Raw genomic sequence first — 20,960 nt, 5'->3', positions numbered from 1 at the left:
CCGTCTAACCAAAAACTTCGACCCTGTTACGGCCGGCTTCCTTGGCGCGGTAGAGCGCCCTGTCGGCCAGGGTCAGAATCTGCAACGGTTTCTCGCCACTTTCCGGCCAACTGGCAACACCCACCGAGACTGTCAGTGCGCCAAGATCTTTCTCCCGATGAATGATCGCCACGTCCCTCACTGCGCTACTGAGCTGGCTTGCCTTATCCATTGCCGCTTCTGATGTGGCTCCAGGCATCACCACCACGAACTCTTCACCGCCATAGCGGCAAACAAGATCACTCTCACGGAACTGTTTCTGGAGGATACCCGCAACTATTTTCAGGGCGTTATCTCCAGCTTCATGACCGTGAGTATCGTTGAACTTCTTGAAGTGATCGATATCGATGATCAACAGCGACAGCGGAAGATCGTTGCGCTGTGCAACAGCGCTCTCATGCTCGAAAAGCTGATCAAAGTAGCGGCGGTTTTTAAGCCCGGTTAGTCCATCCTCGTACGAAAACTTCTGCAACTCTTCCCGAAGAGCAATGCTGGAGAGAGTAATACTGATTCTCTGAATGGCCTGATCCAGTGCCGCTAAAAGACGGGCCGAACCATACTCGCTCTCTGCGTTATCGAAAACGCCATCCCCCTCCAGCAGCAGAATGCCTTCAGTGACGTTACCCGCGCTGGCTGACTCCACGTTCACCCAGAAGCAAAGCGTGGCACTCTCGACTTCTCTATCTACCCCTTCGGCGCCATGCCACTGTCTCAGTTGCGGCAGCCTGGAGGGTTCCGGCAGACCTTTGCGGGCGTCCAGCAACACCGGCAGAGGGACTGGGCGGCTGAATCCCCAGACAGCGACGCGATCGTACCGGTCGCTTGAACCCCTTTGATAGAAGGCGCCTTTCAGTGGGCTGCAGATATCCGGGAGCGCCCGTACAAGCAGACCGAACGCCTGCTTCAGGCCCAGACAGTCCTGGAGTTCGGTAAGAACGTCGCCCAGAATCCTGTTTTTCTCGTTTTCGAAGGTCAGCATCCGAACCCGTGCCTGCTCACGCCGGGCCAATGCCTCTGCTTTGGCGGTACGTTCAGCCACCTTTTCCTCCAGAGACACGTTCAACCGCTTCAGCGCTTCCTGGGTTCCCGCATAGTGCCACAGAGAGATAACCACGACCGCCAGGGAGAACAGGAGCATACCCCAGCTAACCGGCACTCGTCCCCACGGCAGTACCCCGTGGGCAACTGCCATATCCACAATCAGCAAGACACAGAAAATGCCAAAGGCCAGTAGCAATATCTGTTGTTCCCGCAACATCCGACGGATACGACGCAGCACCACGGCGAAAATGATCACCAGAGAAACAAGGAACAGGGCATCGAATGGCGGGAATGTCGAGGACAGATCAAACACGCCAGCAAGCGCGCCGAGCAATGCACCCACCAGGTATACCAGATGTACTTTCCAGATGAGATTGATGACCCAGGGGCGATGATTGGTCAACCATTGCTCAAGCAGCAGCGCCAGGGCCACCGGCAGCATGTAGTAGGAACCGGCGGCCAGGTAATCCCACATCAACGGCTGGTAAGCAATCAGCAGGCTGGCCTGGCTTTCTGACACCAGCATCAGGGCCGAAGCGAGGGTGAACAGTGAAATACTGGCAAACGTCTTCTTTTCCGTCTGGAGTAACGCAAAAATGATCGCCAGCAGCGCAATTAGGGTAGCGAAGCCTGCGATTGCGAGAGCTTCGAGGGAATTCTTGAGGATGTACAACACCAGGTCCGGGTGGTCCATGATGGAGACTTCCCCCCACAGCCCAATGTCCGTGTAGTTGGAGAACACACGGAAGTATACGGGCTTGCCCTCATACCCCTCAGGCAGGAAGATTTCATGCCAGGGCCAGCCCTCAAAGCGGCCACGACCCTCGGCGTCGAACTCTCCATACTGGTAGATTTTCTCGCCGTCGACCCAGACCTGCACGATCAGATCGACACTGAAGATATAAAGAACGGGCTCCTGCCACTCCCCTGCGGGCAAAGTCACCCGGAACCAAACGTTTTCACGATCTTCGCGGCCAGGAGGATTGGACGGGAAACCAATGCTGTTCCACTTTTCCGGCGCATCCTGCAACACCCACTGGGGAACACCTTCAGAGGTAAACGGAGAGTCACCCCAGCGGTATTCCCAACCCTGAGTTACCGGCTGCGATGCACCGTTAGCCAACGCGGGCATAAGGAGAACCAGGAGCAGCACACTTGAAAGGCGCAGCAGGCTTATCAATGACATCAGGAAAGCGAACCCGCGTTATCTGGCGATGAGAGTTGATTATAGCCCAGCACGCTGAAAAGGTGGGGGCTGCTAAGCCTGCTGATCAGTCTTTTCTGGGCTTCACCACCCATTCCGGGTCTTCAAACTCACCAATGGGCTTGATATCGACAAAGGGCGCCGCACTCCGGATGATGGCGGCCACATCGGGGTTGTGCTGCCCCTCCATGGCGTCGCGCTGCTCTTTGCTCTCCCAGGAGGCAATTGCAATCAGCGTATTGGGGTCGCCAATCTTGCGATGCAATTCGGTACCCCGGGCTCCGGGCGCCTGCTGAATGATTTCGCTGGCTCTGACCCAGGCATCCGCGTATTCCTCAGCGGTGTGCCCCTCCCGGATATGCACTTCGAAAATGAACTTCATGAGACCTCCCGACGGCTGTCTGTTGAGTCCGGTCTCGCTGCCCGTCTGCGCGGCGGATAACGTTAACGTGAGGAACGCCCCATCACCAGCAATGCCAACAGCGCGGATCCAACCATCAGCAGCAGGGCCACCGCATTGAGCACGGGCGTCGACCCCTCCCGAAGACGGTTGAACAGTGCCACCGTCAACGGCGTGTCACTACCTGTGAGCATAACGGTGGTATTGAAGTTTTCAAATGACATCAGGAACGCCATGGCGGCAGCCCCGAAAATGGACGGCAAAAGCCAGGGCAAGGTTACGGTAAACCAGGCCACCAGTGGCGTAGCGCCCAGGTTCAGGGCAGCTTCTTCCAGCTGGGGATCAAACTTGCGTAACCGGGCCGCAATCACCAGGGTGCTCAGGGTCGCGATGAAAGTGACCTGCCCCATCACCACGAGGGTCATACCAGGCCGGAAAAGATCCAGCTCGATACCCCAGGCCGATGAAACATCATTGGCCATACCACTGTAGAACACCAGAATGGATACCCCCAGAATGACCCCGGGAATCACCAGTGGCAGCAACATGAGCAGGTACAGGAACTCCTTGCCCCGGAACTGTACCCGTTCAAACAGCACGGCATTGACGCACCCCAGGGCGACGCTCACCAGAGTCACCCAGAAGGCGATCTTGGCACTGACCCAGAGCGCTGTGAGCAGACCATCGTCGTGGAAAAGCCCGGTGCGGCCCTCACTGCCATCGGCGAAATACCAGTCCAGGGTAAAGCCTTTCCATGGCAGCGACGGAAAAGGCGCATCGTTGAAGGCAAACACGGCGGTGACCACCAGGGGTAAGGCCAGATACACGAAAAATGCCACCAGATAGGCCAGATAGAGGCTATCGAAGAGCCGGGAGCGGGGAACCGAACGAATCATAACGTCATCCCATCACCTTTCGCAGCGATTGACCCGAGATCTTCAGCCCCAGCCACACGATGACCGACGACAGGACCAATAGCAGCACACCAAGTGCAGCCCCCTGCTCCCAGTTAAAACGGGTGATAAACTGGGTGAAGATTTGCTCGGTAAACCAGGCGCTGTCCTTGCCCCCCATGAGTACCGGCGTCAGATAGCTGCCAAGAGTGAGCATGAACACCACGATGCATCCGGAAACGATACCGGGCATGGCCCAGGGCACCACAATTTCGCGCAACACAGTGCCGTGACCGCCACCCAGGTCGTAACCGGCTTCCACCAGGTTTTCATCCATGCCATCAAGGGTTGTCACCAGTGGGACAACCATGAACAGAAGGCCGTTGTAGACAAGCCCGATGATGACCGCCACATCGTTGTAGAGCATCTCCACCGGGCCATCCGCCCAGCCCAGGGCCTGAAGCCAGGAACTGAACAGCCCACTTTCGCGCAGCAGAATCATCCAACCGTAAGTACGTACCAACTCACTCGCCCAGAATGGGATCAGGCAGGCCAGAAACAGGAAGCCCTTGGAGCGGCCCCGGGCTAGTCGTGCAATATACCAGGCAATGGGGAAGGCGATGATCAGCGTCAGAAAGGTCGTGAACAGCGACATCACCCCGGTGCGTACAAAGGTCCGCCAGTAATAGGATTCGGTAAAGAAGTTCTGATACTGCTCAAGGCCCCAGGCAAGGGTGTCCCAGCTTTCCCGGACCAGGAAAGATACCCGTAGCATCTGCAGGTGGGGCAGCAGCACCAGCAAAACGATCCAGAGCAGGAACGGGGTAAGCAATAACCAGAGCGATAGGCGACTGACTGAGGACCTCACAGGCTCTCGGCTCCAAAGACCCTGGCCAATGACGGGTTCCAGGCCAGCCGGATGGAACTATCGACAGACAGCCTTGGTGCCGAGCCATCCTGAGGCAGGCGGGCATAAACCGGTTGCCCGCAGGTCTCAGCCTCGACCCGACTATTGGCGCCATCGAACAGGGTGGTTCGCACTTTCGCCTGCATCGACGAGAATCCGGGACTGAGCGCATCCCCGGAGAGAACCAGAGATTCAGGCCGGATGTACAGTTCAGCCCGGTGGCCAGCCTGAAGGTTGTCCGATGCCACTCTGCCCTGAACCAGTACACCATCATCCAGACGGAGTTCGGCCAGGCTGTCGCGAACCGAGACAAGCTCTCCCGACAGACGGTTATTATCGCCAACGAATCCCGCTACAAACGGGGTCGCCGGTTCCCGATAGAGCTCTTCCGGCGGCGCGACCTGATCGAATCGACCGTCCCGCATGACGGCCACCTGGTCCGACATTACCATGGCTTCCGACTGGTCGTGGGTGATGTACACGAAGGTAGTGCCGAACTGTTTCTGGAGGTGTTTGAGCTCCACCTTCATCTGCTCACGGAGTTTCAGGTCAAGGGCGCCGAGGGGTTCGTCGAGTAGCAGGAGCGTGGGCTCCAGTACCAGGCAGCGCGCCAGGGCCACCCGCTGTCGCTGGCCACCGGACAACTCCTGGGGGTTACGGTGTTCCAGATCTGGCAGCCCCACCTGCTCCAGCACCCGGGCAATGCGCTTTCGCCGCTCTACCAGAGGCATTTTCCGGCGCTTCAGCCCATAGGCGATGTTGTCACCGACCGTCATGGTGGGAAACAGGGCCAGATGCTGGAACACCATGTTCACCGGTCGACGGTTGGGGGGCACATCGTTCATACGCTCGCCACGGATGTGGATGTCTCCCTGATCGGGTTTATCGAACCCGGCGAGGAGTCGCAACAACGTGGTCTTGCCGCAACCGGAGGGTCCCAGAATCGAGAAAAACGTGCCCGCAGGCACGTCCAAGGACACATGATCCACCGCGGCATTGCTGCCGAACCGGCGGACCAGTCCCTCACAGAACAGGTCCGAATCCATTCCCATGGGAATCAGTTCGCGGCCTGGACGCGATCCAGCACCTGACCTTCCATGGTTTCCAGGCCTGGCGGAACCGGCGGATACCACTTGATATTGTTGATGGCGGCGTCATCAAAGCTTTCGCGGTAAGCGTCCCGGAGATCGGCTTTGACAAACTCATCGGCACCTTTCGAGGCGGTGAAGTTGCCCGATGCATTGGTGATACGGGCCGCAATCTCCGGCTGCATCACAAAATTGATCCACTTGTAGGCGGCTTCTTCGTTCTCGCTGCGACGTGGAATCGCAAAGGTATCAATCCAGCCCAGGGCACCGGATTCGGGGGCCACAAACCGGATGTCCGGGTTTTCGGCGTTGAGCTTCCAGCCGCCGGCATCCCAGGCCATGGCCGCTTTCACTTCACCGGTGCGCAGCAGGGCCAGCAGTTGGTCGCCGCCGGTCCAGTAGGTTTTCACATTGCTCTTGCAGTCAATCAGCTTGTCCTCAACCTTTGTCATGATGGTCTCGTACTCGTCGCGATTGTCATAGGCCGCAAACGGGTCCATCCCCATGGCAAAGGCAAAACCGATCAGGGTCGGCCGCTTGAGTCGGTAGCTGACCTGGCCTTCAACAGCGGTATCACAGAGGTCGATATAATCAGTCACGGTATCGGCCACCGAGCTGTGGACGATCAGACCACTGGTTCCCCACACCGAAGGCACCCCATAAAACTTGCCATCCAGTTCAGTGGAGTCCTGGGTCGCCTTGACCATGGACGGCTGCAACTGATCGGTGTTAACGCGGCTGAAATCAATGGGCTTGTAGATATTGAACTGACGCTGCACGCCAACAATGCGGTCCTGGCTAGGCTGGGCAAGATCAAAACCCGCTCCGCCAGTGGCTCGGAGCTTGGAGATCATGTCCTCGTTATTGGAGAGGGTTACTTTCACATCGATGCCGGTCTCCTCCTCAAACTGGGCGACCACATCATCGGGAGCATAGCCACCCCAGGTAATCAGGCGCAGCTCTTCAGCCAGGGTGTTGGCAGAGAAGCTGGCAGAGGCCAGGGCTGCAGACAGCAAAAAAGCACGGTTCCGTGTCGAGCGAGAGGGCATGATCATAACGTGTCCTTACTGATGGCAAGTTCAAGAGTTTGCTAACCATTTGTTATCAGGAAGTTATAGACCATGTATTGCAGTTTTGTGAAACCCGATGCAAAAAACGGAGGCCGAAGCCTCCGTTTTCCGTAGCGCGATGCGGTATCCGCGCCCTTAGCGACCGGACTTCAGCATTTCCCAGTACTTGGCATACACCTGCAGGGCATCGTCGCCGATATCGGTCTGGAACTCGGCATTGATCATGTCGGTGGCGTTCGGATAGCTCGCACGGTTATTTGCAACCTCGTCCGGCAACAGATCCCGCGCCGCCAGGTTTGGTGTGGCGTAACCGATTTCCTCACTGATCAGCGCAGAGATTTCAGGTTGCAGCACGAAACTGATGAACTGATGGGCCGCTTCCGGATTCTTGGCGTTTTTCGGAATAACGAAGCTGTCCAGCCACGCAATGATACCCTCTTCCGGATAGACATATTCGAGCGACTCCATGGTGTCCTTGCCCATCACGGCCTCGCCGTTCCAGATCATGCCCACGTCGGCCTCACCTTCCAGGTAGGGCATGCGGGGCGCATCGGAGTTGAAGGTGCGAACCGAAGGCATCAGCTCGGCAAGCTTTTCATAGGCTGCCTCGATCTCGTCCGGATTGGTGCTGTTGCCGGAATAGCCCAGCACCCGCAGGCCAACGTGGAAAACTTCCCGCATGTCGTTGGTGAGCATCACCCGGCCATCGAAGCGATCTTCCCACAGGTCTTCCCAGGCAGTAACAGGCTCACCTTCGATATCTGCAGTATCCACGGCCAGACCCGTGGTGCCCCAGAGATAAGGCACGGAGAATTGGTTCTCCGGGTCGATATCCAGGTTCACCAGCTCCGGATCCAGGTTATCGAAGCCCTCGATCTTGCTGCGATCAATCGGTAGCAGCAGGTCTTCCTGGCGCATCTTGCTAACGTAGTAGGTCGACGGCACCGCAAGGTCATAAGCCGCACTGTCATCCAGCAGTTTCAAACGGGCATACATGGCCTCGTTACTGTCGTAGGTGGTGTAGACCACCTGGATGCCGGTTTCCTCGGTGAAACGGTCGAGGACTTCCTGAGGCATATATTCAGACCAGTTATAGAGGTTAAGAACCTGGGGCTCCTCGGAACTGCACCCCGTTAACCCCACCGCCAGCAAGCCGGCAAGTGCCAGTTTCTTCATCGTTTGCTCCTTATCAGAATCCATTGAGACAACATCAGCATAACCAGTGAAAACACCAGCAACAGTGTGCCCAGGGCATTCACCTCGGGTTTCAGGCCCACGCGCACCATTGAGTAGATGCGAAGGGGCAGAATTTCATAGCTGGGGCCACTGACAAACGTACTGACCACCACATCATCGAGGGACAGTGTAAACCCTAGCAGCCAACCTGCCAGTAACGCCGGCATGATCACCGGGATCAACACGGTGCGGGTCATCGTGAAATCAGAAGCGCCCAGGTCCCGGGCGGCCTCGGGCAGGCTCTCATCGAAACCACTCAACCGGGCCATGACCGTGATCACCACAAACGGCAGACAGAAGGTGACATGGGCCAGCAGCAGGGAAACGTAACCCAGCTGCAGCCCTACCAGAAGGAAGAGGGCTAGCAGGGAGATCGCCAGGACAATCTCCGGAGACATCATCACCACAAACAGCATGCCGTTCAGCAGCTTTTTGCCCCGGAACCGGTACCGGTGCAGGGCCAGGGCGGTCAGGGCACCTATCACCGTGGACACAGTGGCCGCAGACAGCGCCAGCCAGAGCGAATTCCACATGGCGGTGACCATGGCCCGGTTGTTAAACAGCGATTCGTACCAGCGCAGGCTGAGGCCACCCCAGGCATAGCCGGTGCGGGACTCGTTGAACGAGAACACCACCAGCACCACGATGGGAACATAAAGCAGTAGGTAGACCAGTGTGAGATAGGTTCGGGGCAGCCACTTTGTCATCACGCGCCCTCCTCACCGATACGCCGCTTGCTCAACCGGTGGGCAAACATGAGAAACGCCATGGTCACGGTCAGCACGATGCTGGCGGCAGCCCCGAAAGGCCAGTTGCGGGCATCGAGAAACTGGTTCTTGATCACGTTGCCTACCAGCAGGTTTCTTGAACCGCCCAGAATATCCGGAACGAAGAACAGGCCCATGGCCGGCAGCAAGACCAGCATCACGCCGGCCAGCACTCCGGGCAATGTGAGCGGCACTATTACGTGCACAAAGGTGGAAAGCCGCCCCGCGCCCAGATCATGAGAAGCCAGCAGCAGCTCCTGCTTCAGATCCTCGAACACCGAATACAGTGGCAGGATCATGAACGGCAACAGCAGATACACCAGGCCAATGATCACTGCGCCCTCGGTGTAAAGCAGCTGCAGCGGCTCATCGATAAGCCCGATCGACATCAAGGCGCTGTTCAGCAGCCCATTGGTGGCGAGGATCAGCTTCAGTGCGTAGGTGCGCACCAGAGAGTTGGTCCAGAACGGCACGATCAGAAGGAAGATCAGGACCAGCTGACGTTGCTTGCCCACTTTGGACAGGGCCCAGGCAAACGGATAGCCAATCAGCAAACACACCAGCGTGGTCATCGCCGCCATGTACAGGGAATGCAGGAAGACGTCCAGATACAGCGGATCAAACAGCTGGCGATAGGCATCCAGGTTCAGGGGCAGCGACAGAAACGAGACCGGGTCACGGGTCATGACACTGGCGCCTACCACCAGTAGATTCGGCGCCAGTACCAGGAACAGGAGCCAGCCCCAGACCAGAATCAGGACAGCGTTTTTGAACGGCTGCTGCATAATGCTATGCATCGGCCGGCAGTTCCTCTTCGCTCCTCTGGCTGGCTTCTTCTGGAAGCAGCCATTCCCAACCATCAACCCAGCTGACTTTTACGGGCTCTCCAAGCCGGTAATCAAACGCCGGGTCATCTTCATCAAAGAATTCACTGGCCAGAACTTCGGTGCCATCGGCGAGATGGATGACCGAATCCAGCGTGCTGCCCTTGTAATTGCGCTCGACAATCTTGCCTGCGACGCCGTTCTCGTCGTCAGGCTCGAGAACCCGGATATCTTCCGGTCGCAGCAGGACATGCAGGGACTGCTCGGCCTGCACCGGAAAATCCGGACGACGCAGTGTTCGCTTGAGGCCAAACACATCCACCTTAATGGAACCGTCCTGAACCGACTCAACGGTGCCCGGAAAAAAGTTCGTCTCACCCACAAACCGCGCGGTGAACAGATTCGCCGGTCGCTCATAGACTTCCCGGGGCGTTCCCAGTTGCTGAACGAGGCCATCCTTGAGCACCACCACCCGATCCGACATCGACAGCGCCTCTTCCTGATCGTGGGTCACAAAGACAAAGGTGATGCCGAGCTCTCTCTGCAGTCGCTTCAGCTCCACCTGCATGGTGCGACGCAGTTTGTAATCGAGGGCCGAAAGGGGTTCATCCAGCAGTAGCAGGCGTGGGCGTTTGACCACCGCGCGGGCAATGGCGACCCTCTGCTGCTGTCCGCCGGACAACTGATGGGGTTTGCGCCGGGCAAAATCCTGCAACTGCACCATGGCCAGGGCTTCATCGACACGCTGGCGAATCTCGTCCTTGGGACGTTTTTCCATCTTCAGGCCGTAGGCCACGTTGTCGAACACTGACATGTGGGGGAACAGCGCGTAGTGCTGGAAAACGGTATTCAGCGGCCGGTTTTCCGGGGCGGTGTGAGTGAGATTTTCTCCCGCCAGGGTAATGGTGCCCTCGTCAGGATGCTCAAAGCCCGCCATCAGGCGCAGCAGCGTAGTCTTACCGCAACCAGAAGGCCCCAACAGGGTAATGAACTCGCCGTCGTAGATCTCAAGATCCAGACCGTCGAGCACCGTTTTGCCACCGAATTGCTTGGAAAGATTGCTCAGGGATAGCAGTGTCTGTTTCATCGGCGCTGCCCAAAGAATGAGCGGCCTATTTTTCCAGAAACCGACGCAAACAAAAAGGGGCGCCGGAGTATTACAGCCCCGGCACCCCTTTGACTGACAAAGCCCTCAAGCCTTCGACGGGCTCTCAGGTATTGTCAGGCTTCAGTCTTCAGCCACACTGTTCAGATAGGCCTTGTCGGAAATGTTGGTCCACTGACGAACCTGCTTGAGGTAGTCACGCTGTGAATCGATAATTTCCTTCGCAAGCGGATCTTTCTCAGCGGCTTCGGCCAGCAACCGGTTAGTGGTGCTGCGCAGGGCATCAATGACTTCCGGCGGGAATACCTTGTGAGTCACATCCGGATAGTCTTCTTTCATGCGATCCCAGGCGACACCACTCTGGTGGGTGCTCTGGATGTACATGTCATAGGCAGCGGTGCGCATGGAAACCCGCAGGATCTCCTGCAGATCCTTTGGCAGCTCTTCCCAGGTCTTCTTGTTGATAAGGAACTGGACTTCCGCGCCCGGCTCCTGCCAACCCGAATAGTAGTACTTGGCGATCTGATGAAAGCCCATCTGGAAATCGAGGGCAGGGCCGACCCACTCAACGGCGTCCACGGTGCCACGCTCGAGGGCAGTATAGAGCTCACCTGGCGGCAGGTTGGTCACGGCAACGCCCAGTTCAGACATAACCTCGCCGGCAAAACCGGGGGTGCGCATCTTCAGGCCCTTGAGGTCTTCAAGGGAGTTAATCTCCTTGCGGAACCAGCCACCCATCTGATTACCGGTATTACCACCCGGGAAGGAGAGCATGCCGTAGGGCTCATACACCTTCTGCATCAGCTCCATGCCCTCACCGTGGTAGAACCAGGCGTACATCTCGGGCGCGATCAGCCCGAACGGAATGGTGGTGAAGTACATGGCGTTCGGGATAGAGCCCTTGTAGTAATAGGACGCGGTATGGCCCATGTCGTACTGGCCATTGCGCACCAGATCAAAAATCCCGAAAGGCGCCTTGTGCTTGTTGGACGGATCTATGCGAATCTGCAAGCGGCCGTCTGACATGGTTTCTGCCATGTCCGCCATATGCTGAACTGTCTCTCCCAGTACCGGAGAGTTGGGCCCCCAGGTTTGCGCAAGGCGCAAGGTATAGTTTTCCTCGGCCACCGAGGACACGCTGAACACAGTCGCTGCAGCGGCCATGGCCGCAAGCAGTGTTTTCCGGATTGTCATTGTGTTGGCTTCCATTATTGTTGGTATGAAAACAGGTATTTCTTTCGCGTGACCATCATAGCTTCCTCATGGTGTTCCGCCAATCGGCAGAACACCCTGAGCCGCGCTCAGACTTTGAACTGCCCTACCAGATCCCGCAAGCTCTCACCCAGACGCGCCAGTTCGTGGCTGGCCTCGTTGGTCTGGGTTACGCCAGTATCACTGCGCTGGGCAGCATCAACGATCCGCACGACGTTCTGGTTGATCTCTTCGGCAACCTGGCTTTGTTGCTCCGAGGCTGTTGCAATCTGAGTTACCTGATCATGAATCTTGCCAACCGAGGTCTCGATGGTTCGCAGCGCGCTGGTTGCATGATTGATCCTTTCGACCGTTTCCGTTGAACGGTTGCGTGATTTGTTCATCCGCTCCACCGATGCCTTGGATTCAGTCACAAAGCCGTCAATCATGGTACGAATCTGATCAGCGGACTCGGCGCTGCGTTTTGCAAGCTGGCGTACTTCATCAGCAACCACCGAGAAGCCTCGGCCATGCTCACCAGCCCGTGCAGCTTCGATGGCCGCATTGAGAGCCAGCAGGTTGGTCTGTTCAGTTACCGCATGAATGACATCCAGTACCTGCTGGATCTCATCGGATTTTTCCGCAAGGGCGTTGATACTGCGGGCCGTGTCCTCGATCTCCTCGGACAGCTTGTTCACCGCGCCCTGGGCACTGCTAATGGTTTCACCACCCTCACGGGCCATGCGGTCGGCGTCCGAGGCCGAGCTCTCAACCTCATTGGCATTGCCGGAAATCTGCTGGATGGTCGCGGCCATTTCATTGATCGCAGAGGCAATCTGGTCAGTCTCGGAGCCCTGTTCCTGAACCGAGGCCCGGGTTTCATTCGCGACCCGGCTGAGCTCTTCCGCCGCGGACGCCACCTGATCCGTGGTGGCGCCAACTTCTCGCATGGTGTCCTGAATCTTCACAACAAAGGCATTGAAACGACGACCGAGCTCGGCCAGCTCGTCGGTACCCTCATCCGGCAACCGCTGGCGGAGATCGCCCTCACCATCAGCAATTTCCTGCATCATGTTGCTGACGTTCTTCAGCGGCCGGGTCACGCTACGGCCAACGAATACGCCGATCACCAAAGCAATTACGACAACCACAACCGTCACCAGAAGGATAAAGCCCAAGGCCTCCACCATACCCGCTTCAATGTCCTCGCGAGCAGCAGCGACCTGCCGGTCAATATCGGTAATGTAGACACCAGCACCGATCATCCAGTCCCAGTCCGGGATAATGGTGGAATAGGACATCTTGGGTTCTTCATTGCCGGAGGCAGGGTTCATCCAGTCATAGCCGTAGAAGCCCTCACCGCGGGCAGCGGCGAACAGATCGGCCACCAACCCCCTGACAACCGGATTCTTGGTCGGTCCTTCTTTGGAAGGGTCCGGGGCATAGGCCAGGTTGTATACATCCCTGGTATAGGCGAACACGTAGTTCGTCTCATCAAAACGGATCGAGCGCAGGCGCGCCGCTGCCGCCTCCTTCGCTTCCGCCTCCGTCATCGATGGGTCATTCTTGGCCTCCAGAACCACGGCCTCTGCGGCATCAATGAGATTCTGTAAACCAGCCTTCCGTGCTTCCAGGAGGCTGTTCTCAAGACGCTTGAGCTCATCTTCACCATTGGCCTGAATCTGACTGGCGGTGATCCACGCCAATGTTGCCGCCGTAACGAGTACCGGCACAAGTACTGCCACCAGCAAGCGCGAGCGTATTTTCACTTTACTCAAGACATTCATTTTTCCGAACTCTCCAGGGAATTTCCGTTGGTGAGGATTATCCACGGACCACTTGGCGTGATCTGTTCCAGTTTGTTAAGGCAGGTTTCAGCAGGCGTACTGATTCGCCAAGCCGCCTGCCAACGGACAAACCTTCCACCATTATTTTCAGCTAGGTACAGTAACGGCAGTAACCCGATTGTCTTGAGCGGGAATCAGACTAAAGGACCACTACGAAGGTAGGCCAATGAAGCACCTGTTTCTGGTACGCCACGCCAAGTCCAGCTGGGCCGATGAAACACTTTCTGACCGGGAACGCCCCCTCAGTGCACGGGGCGTCAGCCAACTGGCGCCGTTGGGAAATGCCCTGAAATCTGTCGGCGCGTTCGAAGGCGAGGTATACAGCAGCAGCGCCAGGCGGGCCGTCGCGACATTGCAAGGCATACTGCCCGACACAGTCGCAGCCGAGCGCTACCATACCCTGAGTGCGCTATATACCTTCGACTATCGGCGACTACTCGCATGGCTTGAAGAGCAGGCGGACGCTCCACAGATTACCCTGGTCGGCCACAACCCGGCGTTACTGGAACTGGCCCAGTCCCTACTGAAGCAGCCCCCAGAACAGCTACCCACCGCCAGCGTTATTCACATCCGGCTTTCGATCAAACACTGGCGCCAGATTGGTCGCGGCAAGGGCAAACTGGTGACTCTGATAACGCCAAAGGATTACAGCTACGCCCACTTCGAACGAAAGCTTAAAAAGAGAGCCAGAACCGCGGGGGACGATCCTGCAAGCGACATTCCCAAGGCCCTTCACCATCAACTTGATCGGCTAAGGCAACTGGAACGGGGCGTCGCCCTTGGCCTGGATGACGAATTTCTGCACCAGTACCGGATTGCGATTCGACGCAGCCGGGCCATCGCCGAATCGGTTCAGGACGTGACTGGTGACAAGTCGCTGGCCAAGGGGGTTAAAACCCTGAAGCGCCATGCAAGGGCAACGGGCCCACTGCGCGACCTTCACGTGTTTCTTCAGGACCTGCCGGAACTTTGCGCAGATGACGCGGAAATTCGGGCAGCCTTGCAGATCTGGTTCGAGCGCGAAGCCGCCAGCCATCATAAAAAGCTGGCAAAGCGACTGAAAAGCAAGCGCTACCAGGACAGCCTGGAACACTGGCGCAATCTGATTGATTCGCGAAAGTTTCAGAAATTGGCCGCAACACTCCGGCCGAAAGACATCCGAAGGGCCGTGGAACGTCGTATCAAGGAGTTCAATAAACGCACTGCCGAGCTGATGCATACTTCACCGGATGAAGATATCCATCGGCTGCGCAAGCAACTCAAACGAATCCGTTACCTGATGGAACTGGATGCAAAAACCTGGAAGCGCAACCTGAAAACGTTAAAGGAGCGGCAAGAGCTCTATGGCCGGTTCCAGGATCTGCACGTTCAGATTTTGCTTCTCGACCAGTTCCGCCAGGCGGCGCCAGAGGTACTGCCAGCCGCGCTCAATGGAATCGTGGAAACGCTGGGAAACCACAAAGCGAACGCCCGGAAACAGATTCTGACCCTTGGAGGACTCGATGGAGCCCCGTTATGACACCCTGTTTTACGACGGACAATGCCCACTTTGCGCCAAAGAGATCCGCACCCTGCGCAAACTCCAGCGTGGCGATCTGATCTTTGCAGACATCCATGAACAGCGCGACGGCAGCGCCAACCTGCCAAGTCACGAAGCTCTGCTCAGACGCCTGCACCTGATGACCTGGACCGGCGAATGGGTCATCGGCCTGCCCGCAAATGTTCGCGCCTGGTCCCACACGCCCTTTGGTTTTCTGTTCAAACCCCTGCTGTGGCCAGGTATCTTCCAGATTGCCTCGCGCATCTACGGGAAATGGGCAGACAAACGCTATGAGCGCAAATACGCCTGCGCCATCGGAGATAACGAAACCGCTTAATCATGCATGTACGGGGTGTCGCCTGGCGCCCCAAACCCTTATCCTGAGGTATAACCTTATTCCATCAGTATGAGGAGCTTAACCATGAAAACTGCCCATGATCTGGTAGAAGCCGCCAGGAAAGAGATTCAGGAAGTACCTCTTGATCAGGCGGAAGACGCCATCAAGAACGCTGACTTACTCCTCGATGTGCGTGATGCGGATGAGTACCGGGCCGGCCACATACCCGGCGCGGTCAACATTTCCCGTGGTTTGCTGGAGTTCAAGTTCACCAATGATCCGGCGTTCGAGAGCCGCGACATGAACATCGTGTGTTACTGCAAGACATCTGGGCGAGCCGCGTTGAGTGCCAAAGCCCTGAAAGAAATGGGCTACATGCACGTGCAGTCCATCGCCGGAGGATTTGATGCCTGGCAGGAAGCCAACAAACCGGTTGCCAAACCCGAACTGCCGTCCTTCGAGTAACGGGCGTTTACAGGCAGCAGGCCTTGTGCTTTCGGCCACTCCCGCAGGGGCAGGGTTCGTTGCGACCGGGCTTCAACTGGCCCTCGCTGGTGTCACCACGAAGGTAATACCAGCGGCCCTGCTCACGGACAAAATCGGAGTTTTCTTCGAGAAACCCCCAGCCCTTGCCCAGGCGGTAGACCGCACGAAAAAGCACCGTGCCACGATCGCCGGACTGGCTGGTGTCCAGGATCTGCAAGGAGGTCCAGTCTGGTGAGTCTTCCAGGCTAAGCGTCTCTGGCCGTGAACTCTCGTGCCAGGTGGCCCTCAGATAATCCGGCAGCTTCAGAACGAAGGCCGCATACCGGGATCGCATCAGCGCTTCCGGAGTAGACGCTGCTTCGCCCTGATGGAGAGGCTGGCAGCATTCGCTGTAGGATTTACCGCTTCCGCAGGGGCAGTTTCGATTTTCAGTCTGTAGAATCATCGGGCTTCGATCGTTTCGGCTATGCTCGTAATCCGGCAGTGTATCAATATCAAACCGGCGTTGCTCCGGCCTACTCTCCTGACCTTTTTGGTGATTTCCTTTGACAGATGTGTCGCTGTTACAGATTCTTCTGGCCAACCTTGCCATTCTTGCCGGAGCCTGCCTGCAAGGCGTGGCCGGCTATGGCATTGGCACACTGGCCGCGCCATTGCTATTCCTGATCAGCCCGGTGTTAGTGCCCGGCCCCCTGATCCTGAATGCCACTCTGCTCACTGTATTCATGCTGATCCGCAATCGCGGCGCATTGCAGGTCAGGGAAGTGCGTTTTGCCATCGGTGGCGGCGTTGCCGGGGCAGTCCTGGCAGCACTGACGTTGCTGGTGATTTCGACCAAAGGCTTCGAACTGACCTTCGGCATTCTCATTCTTGCCGGCGTAGCGCTCAGTGTTGGCGGTCTCAAGCCGGCGCTCAACGCACGGAACAGCGTGCTGGCCGGAGCCGCTTCCACCTACATGGGTACGATTACCGCCGTGGGTGGACCGCCAATTGCGCTGATTTACCAGAATGAAAAGGGACCGTTGGTCAGGGCCAACATGTCGGCTTTCTTCCTGGCTGCCAGCGTGCTGAGCCTGTCAGGCCTGCTCGCTTCTGGCTACCTGGGAACCCGAGAGCTTTTCCTGTTCGCCGTTACTTTTCCTGGAGTATTCCTGGGCTTCTGGCTGTCAGGCAAGCTGGTCCACCGTATGCCCTTCGAGGGGCTTCGCCCGGTAATTCTCGGTATCGCTGCCATCGCCGGAACGGCGGCGCTGATTCGCGGGCTGATCTCACTCTAGGAATCGGCCCAGAGGCGCACGCGGAATCGGTTTTTCTTCCACAGCAAAGCCAGCCAGAGCGCGTGAGCATTGATCAGGAACGCCAGAATCCACTCGAATGCATCGTCCTTGCGGCTGTAGAACTCGGGCGCCACGCCATTCAGGATGACTGAAAGAATGCCTACCGCCAGAATAAGCTGGCAAAGATTCAGCAGCCTCATGCCCGTGTTCTTCCACAACGGATGGCTGCGCAATCCGGAACTGACCAGCAGCTCACAGATGAACGTGAGCGAGAAATACAGAACCACGCCAATACGGCGGATCAGGTTGAAGCCGTCCCCGGCGTGTCCCAGAGCCAGGGTATAGGCGCCGAGCGAGACGCTGGCCACCAGGCCCAGCCAGGGGACCCAGGCCACACCGCTGGAATGAACGCCGAGCTGGCGCAGCCACCGACCGTTAAGCCACCAGAACAGAATGCCCAACAGAGCCGCCGGCAGCATGGTACCTTTGAAAATGAAGTAGGAGGTGCCGTGACGACCAGTCCGGCTGATGCTGGTGCAGCTGTCCCAGTATGGATTGCATAGCTCCACATGCCCTTCCAGCACTGAAACGGAAAACGTGATATGGATGGTTAACAGCGGGATAAGCGCCGCAGCCAGTGCAAGCCACCAGAGATGAAAGGAACGATGGTCAGTCATTGGAAGACCCCCTCTGAGCGACGCCGAGCCCGGAAACACAACCCCGACGAAACCGGCCGCCAACCTGTTGAATGAACATTATTTGACCAGATTTTGCAATCCGGTCCATCCTGTCAGAGGTTTTTTGCCTCAAAATAGTGCTCCAGGGATTCAGGATCAGAGTATGAGTGCACCGCATCAGGAAATTGTTGAAAGCCAGGTCGACGTATCAGAACTTGCCATCGGCATGCATGTCATCCGACTGGACCGCCCCTGGGAAGATACCAACTTCCTGATTCAGGGCTTTGTTATTCGTGACCAGGCGGACATTGATGCGCTGCGGGCACAGTGTGATTTCGTGTTCATCGAAGGTCGTATCGATGGCGCACCGTTGCCGAAGTACGGAAATGGCAACGGCCGCAAGTCTTCAGGTCTGATGGGGCTTTTCCGCAGAAAACAGGTCACCGAATCCGAGCAGGATGCCCATAAACCTGTACCGCCCCGCAAGCGTGTCAGGTACATCAACAAAATCGACGCCGGACAGGAGATGGAAACGGCGATCATACGCTTCGAGGAGGCCCAGAAAACCGCCAAATCGATCATGTCCGGACTCAGGGTTGGCCGTACCCTGGATCTGAACAATGCCCGGACAGTGGTGAACCACTGTGTGGAGAGCGTACTCCGCAATGAAAACGCCCTGTTGCTGCTCACCAAGATCAAGCACCAGGATGAGTACACCGCCGAGCACTGCATCAATGTGTCCATTTTGGCCGCTGCCTTTGGCAAACACCTTGGATTGCTTGAAGGAGAAATCCGCAATCTGGCCCTGTGTGGCCTGCTCCATGATGTCGGCAAGACCCGGATTCCCGATGAGATCCTCAACAAGCCGGGAGCACTGACACCGAAAGAGTTCGACGTTATGCGTCACCACACCACCCACGGCCGCACCATACTGATGGGGACCAGCAATTCCCTGAACACCGCCGTGGATGTGGCATTCAGCCACCACGAGCGGATGGATGGTTCAGGCTATCCCCGGGGCCTTTACGCCCAGCAAATCCCCTACTTTGCCAAGATCATAGGATTGGTGGACACCTACGATGCCATTACCAGCAACCGGGTCTACGACAAGGGGCGGGCCTCAATGCAGGCGCTGGAAATTATTCACAAGCACCGCGGCACCCAGTTCGATGAAGAGCTGGCGGATGCCTTCATCCAGATGATCGGGGTGTACCCGCCAGGGTCCATCGTCGAGATGGTCAACGGCGAGGTTGGCATCGTTGTGGAGAGCCGGCCGGAGCATAAACTCAAGCCTTGCGTTCTGCTGGTCAGGGAGTCTGACAAAAGCGTGATGGCCCCCTATCGGACGGTAGACCTTAAGGTCAGTCCCGAAGATGCCTCAGGCGAAATCTACCGCATTGCCCGGGAGGTCCCGGATGGTACCTACAACATAGTACTCCAGGAGTTTGTCGATCAGGGGCTGATTGTAACCACTCCACGCCTTAGTACTGGCGCCACATAAAGGGACAGTCTGTTACTTTCTAACCCGGAATGCCCTGCTATACTGCTTTTCAAACAGATTCCGGCACATCAAAACATGAACTCCGGCATTCCCTCTCTCAACATTCCGGCCGCTCCAGAAGGTTCTGGCATTTCGGAGATTACTCCGGCCGAAGGTCTCAGGGCCGTACTCGACAATCTGGACGCCCTGGTTTACGTCTCTGATTTCGAAACCCATGAGCTCCTTTACATGAACGCTTATGGCCGAAGAATCTGGGGCTCTATAGATGGGAAAAAGTGCTGGGAAGTCCTGCAGAATAACGCCAGCCCCTGCGACTTCTGCACCAATCACCTGCTGATTGATTCTGAAGGCAATCCATCTCCCCCGCATATCTGGGAATTCCAGAATCGACTGGACAACCGTTGGTACCAATGCCGGGATCAGGCAATTCCCTGGATAGACGGCCGACTGGTCCGCCTCGAAATTGCTACAGACATCACCGACCGGAAGGAGATGGAGCTGGCGCTAAAGGAGGCCCATGCAAAGGCCCGGGCCGCTGCTCTGGAGGACGACCTTACCGGGCTTCACAACAGAAGAGCCTTTTTCGAACTGGGCAATCAGCTGTTGAAACAGACCCGAAGAAACGGCTCGCCTCTGGCGATCATCATGTTTGATCTGGACCACTTCAAAAAGATCAATGATAACCACGGCCACGATGCCGGAGATGAAGTATTGCGGCACGTGGGGCGGGTTCTGATGAGCAACGTTCGTGAGGCGGATATTGCGGCGCGCATTGGTGGCGAAGAGTTCGCGATCCTACTCGGCGATGCTCATGCGGCTCAGGCTTCGGAACTGGCAGAACGTCTACTGGGCGTCATGCATGAAACACCAGTCCGATATCATGATGTTCGTATCCGGCCAACCGCCAGTTTCGGCATTTCATCCCTTCACCCGGACGAGCCAAACCTCGAGAATCTTATGGCAAGGGCGGACAGCGCGATGTATGAGTCAAAGGCCCTTGGCAGGGGTCGGGTGCGCGTCAAGCCCTGAAACGCACCCGTAGCAACTCACCCCGGCCGCTTCGTGACCGCCATGGTCAGCCGGGAAATACAGGTTGTCTTCCCCTCTTCGTTCTCAAGCAGAATTTCCCATACCTGAGTGGCACTACCGATGTGAACTGGCCTCGCCGTGCCATACACCCAGCCCTTGGTGACCGGGCGGATGTGATTGGCGTTGATATCCAGTCCAACAGCGACAGTGTCCGGGTTCTTCAGGCAGCAATTGGCCGCCATACTGCCAAGGGTTTCCGCCAGCAGCACCGATGCGCCTCCATGCAAAATGCCAAAAGGCTGCACGGTACGCTCATCAACAGGCATGCGGCCTTTGACATAGTCGTCGCCAATTTCAAGGTACTCGATACCCATGTAGCTGACCGCGGTGTTTTCGCTGGCTTTGGCAAGGTGTTCAAGGTTCGGGGTGCTGGTCCAGATTGCCATAAGAGACTGGTCTCAATGTTGTTTGAAATGGATTAGAAGCAAGGCACCAGTTTAT

Annotated in this window: 21 protein-coding genes; 6 read left to right on the top strand and 15 right to left on the bottom strand. The window is 57.1% G+C overall.

Annotated features, from left to right (window positions below; genetic code table 11):
• Window positions 1-4: 4 nt before the first annotated feature.
• The 12 genes from HP15_RS20090 to HP15_RS20035 all read right to left on the bottom strand — a co-directional run bounded on the left by HP15_RS20090 (window position 5) and on the right by HP15_RS20035 (window position 13,552).
• Window positions 5-2,266, bottom strand: a complete 2,262-nt coding sequence (locus tag HP15_RS20090; protein ID WP_014579183.1) for a diguanylate cyclase — start codon at window positions 2,264-2,266, stop codon at window positions 5-7.
• 85 nt (window positions 2,267-2,351) lie between these two features.
• The gene (locus tag HP15_RS20085) at window positions 2,352-2,666 is read right to left on the bottom strand and encodes an antibiotic biosynthesis monooxygenase family protein (protein WP_014579181.1); all 315 of its coding nucleotides are present in this window, start codon (window positions 2,664-2,666) and stop codon (window positions 2,352-2,354) included.
• A gap of 62 nt (window positions 2,667-2,728) precedes the next feature.
• The gene (locus HP15_RS20080; protein ID WP_014579180.1) at window positions 2,729-3,580 is read right to left on the bottom strand and encodes an ABC transporter permease; all 852 of its coding nucleotides are present in this window, start codon (window positions 3,578-3,580) and stop codon (window positions 2,729-2,731) included.
• Window positions 3,581-3,584: 4 nt separating this feature from the next.
• Complete coding sequence (locus tag HP15_RS20075) at window positions 3,585-4,445, bottom strand: ABC transporter permease (RefSeq protein WP_041645960.1); 861 nt, start codon at window positions 4,443-4,445, stop codon at window positions 3,585-3,587.
• The gene (locus tag HP15_RS20070) at window positions 4,442-5,536 is read right to left on the bottom strand and encodes an ABC transporter ATP-binding protein (RefSeq protein ID WP_041645958.1); all 1,095 of its coding nucleotides are present in this window, start codon (window positions 5,534-5,536) and stop codon (window positions 4,442-4,444) included. Before HP15_RS20070 ends, HP15_RS20075 begins: the two co-directional genes overlap by 4 nt.
• Before the next feature lie 5 nt (window positions 5,537-5,541).
• Complete coding sequence (locus HP15_RS20065; RefSeq protein WP_049784533.1) at window positions 5,542-6,621, bottom strand: extracellular solute-binding protein; 1,080 nt, start codon at window positions 6,619-6,621, stop codon at window positions 5,542-5,544.
• 156 nt (window positions 6,622-6,777) lie between these two features.
• Window positions 6,778-7,818: an extracellular solute-binding protein gene (locus HP15_RS20060; RefSeq protein WP_014579176.1), complete on the bottom strand. Its 1,041-nt coding sequence runs from the start codon at window positions 7,816-7,818 to the stop codon at window positions 6,778-6,780.
• Window positions 7,815-8,585, bottom strand: a complete 771-nt coding sequence (gene potC, locus HP15_RS20055) for a spermidine/putrescine ABC transporter permease PotC (protein ID WP_041645956.1) — start codon at window positions 8,583-8,585, stop codon at window positions 7,815-7,817. Before potC ends, HP15_RS20060 begins: the two co-directional genes overlap by 4 nt.
• Window positions 8,585-9,442: a spermidine/putrescine ABC transporter permease PotB gene (potB, locus tag HP15_RS20050; protein WP_041645954.1), complete on the bottom strand. Its 858-nt coding sequence runs from the start codon at window positions 9,440-9,442 to the stop codon at window positions 8,585-8,587. Before potB ends, potC begins: the two co-directional genes overlap by 1 nt.
• The gene (gene potA / locus HP15_RS20045; protein WP_008177198.1) at window positions 9,435-10,556 is read right to left on the bottom strand and encodes a spermidine/putrescine ABC transporter ATP-binding protein PotA; all 1,122 of its coding nucleotides are present in this window, start codon (window positions 10,554-10,556) and stop codon (window positions 9,435-9,437) included. Before potA ends, potB begins: the two co-directional genes overlap by 8 nt.
• 141 nt (window positions 10,557-10,697) lie before the next feature.
• Window positions 10,698-11,768, bottom strand: coding sequence for a TRAP transporter substrate-binding protein (locus HP15_RS20040; RefSeq protein WP_169702193.1), 1,071 nt, complete (start codon window positions 11,766-11,768; stop codon window positions 10,698-10,700).
• Window positions 11,769-11,875: 107 nt separating this feature from the next.
• The gene (locus HP15_RS20035; RefSeq protein WP_041645953.1) at window positions 11,876-13,552 is read right to left on the bottom strand and encodes a methyl-accepting chemotaxis protein; all 1,677 of its coding nucleotides are present in this window, start codon (window positions 13,550-13,552) and stop codon (window positions 11,876-11,878) included.
• Between the two features lie 226 nt (window positions 13,553-13,778).
• Between HP15_RS20035 and HP15_RS20030 the strand changes: the two genes are divergently transcribed.
• The 3 genes from HP15_RS20030 (at window position 13,779) to HP15_RS20020 (ending at window position 15,954) form a co-directional block, all read left to right on the top strand.
• Window positions 13,779-15,131: a CHAD domain-containing protein gene (locus tag HP15_RS20030; protein ID WP_008177188.1), complete on the top strand. Its 1,353-nt coding sequence runs from the start codon at window positions 13,779-13,781 to the stop codon at window positions 15,129-15,131.
• Window positions 15,115-15,489 (top strand): thiol-disulfide oxidoreductase DCC family protein, encoded by a 375-nt coding sequence (locus HP15_RS20025; RefSeq protein ID WP_014579171.1) that lies wholly within the window; start codon window positions 15,115-15,117, stop codon window positions 15,487-15,489. The genes HP15_RS20030 and HP15_RS20025 overlap by 17 nt, the downstream gene beginning before the upstream one ends.
• A gap of 84 nt (window positions 15,490-15,573) precedes the next feature.
• Entirely contained in the window at window positions 15,574-15,954 is a 381-nt protein-coding gene (locus HP15_RS20020; protein ID WP_008177185.1) for a rhodanese-like domain-containing protein, read from the top strand.
• Between the two features lie 7 nt (window positions 15,955-15,961).
• Here the strand turns inward: HP15_RS20020 and HP15_RS20015 are convergent, their stop codons facing one another.
• Window positions 15,962-16,420 (bottom strand): YchJ family protein, encoded by a 459-nt coding sequence (locus tag HP15_RS20015; RefSeq protein ID WP_081449858.1) that lies wholly within the window; start codon window positions 16,418-16,420, stop codon window positions 15,962-15,964.
• 109 nt (window positions 16,421-16,529) lie between these two features.
• On the opposite strand from HP15_RS20015, the gene HP15_RS20010 reads away from it, so the two are divergent.
• Complete coding sequence (locus HP15_RS20010; RefSeq protein ID WP_014579169.1) at window positions 16,530-17,252, top strand: sulfite exporter TauE/SafE family protein; 723 nt, start codon at window positions 16,530-16,532, stop codon at window positions 17,250-17,252.
• Here HP15_RS20010 and HP15_RS20005 read toward each other — a convergent pair.
• Window positions 17,249-17,929, bottom strand: a complete 681-nt coding sequence (locus HP15_RS20005; RefSeq protein WP_014579168.1) for a hypothetical protein — start codon at window positions 17,927-17,929, stop codon at window positions 17,249-17,251. The two genes, HP15_RS20010 and HP15_RS20005, sit on opposite strands and share 4 nt — an antisense overlap.
• A gap of 163 nt (window positions 17,930-18,092) precedes the next feature.
• Here HP15_RS20005 and HP15_RS20000 point away from each other — a divergent pair, with 163 nt between their 5' ends.
• Window positions 18,093-19,430, top strand: coding sequence for an HD-GYP domain-containing protein (locus HP15_RS20000; protein WP_014579167.1), 1,338 nt, complete (start codon window positions 18,093-18,095; stop codon window positions 19,428-19,430).
• A 75-nt stretch (window positions 19,431-19,505) separates the two neighbouring features.
• A complete protein-coding gene (locus HP15_RS19995) occupies window positions 19,506-20,459 on the top strand; it encodes a GGDEF domain-containing protein (RefSeq protein ID WP_014579166.1) in 954 nt (317 codons plus the stop codon).
• Between the two features lie 17 nt (window positions 20,460-20,476).
• Here HP15_RS19995 and HP15_RS19990 read toward each other — a convergent pair whose 3' ends face one another.
• Window positions 20,477-20,905: a hotdog fold thioesterase gene (locus tag HP15_RS19990; protein WP_014579165.1), complete on the bottom strand. Its 429-nt coding sequence runs from the start codon at window positions 20,903-20,905 to the stop codon at window positions 20,477-20,479.
• Window positions 20,906-20,960: the final 55 nt, after the last annotated feature.

Origin of the sequence: Marinobacter adhaerens HP15, assembly GCF_000166295.1 — a bacterium.
In the GTDB taxonomy this organism is placed as follows: domain Bacteria; phylum Pseudomonadota; class Gammaproteobacteria; order Pseudomonadales; family Oleiphilaceae; genus Marinobacter; species Marinobacter adhaerens.
The sequence above is the reverse complement of the archived record's forward strand: the minus strand, read 5'-3'. Positions and strand labels throughout refer to the sequence as shown.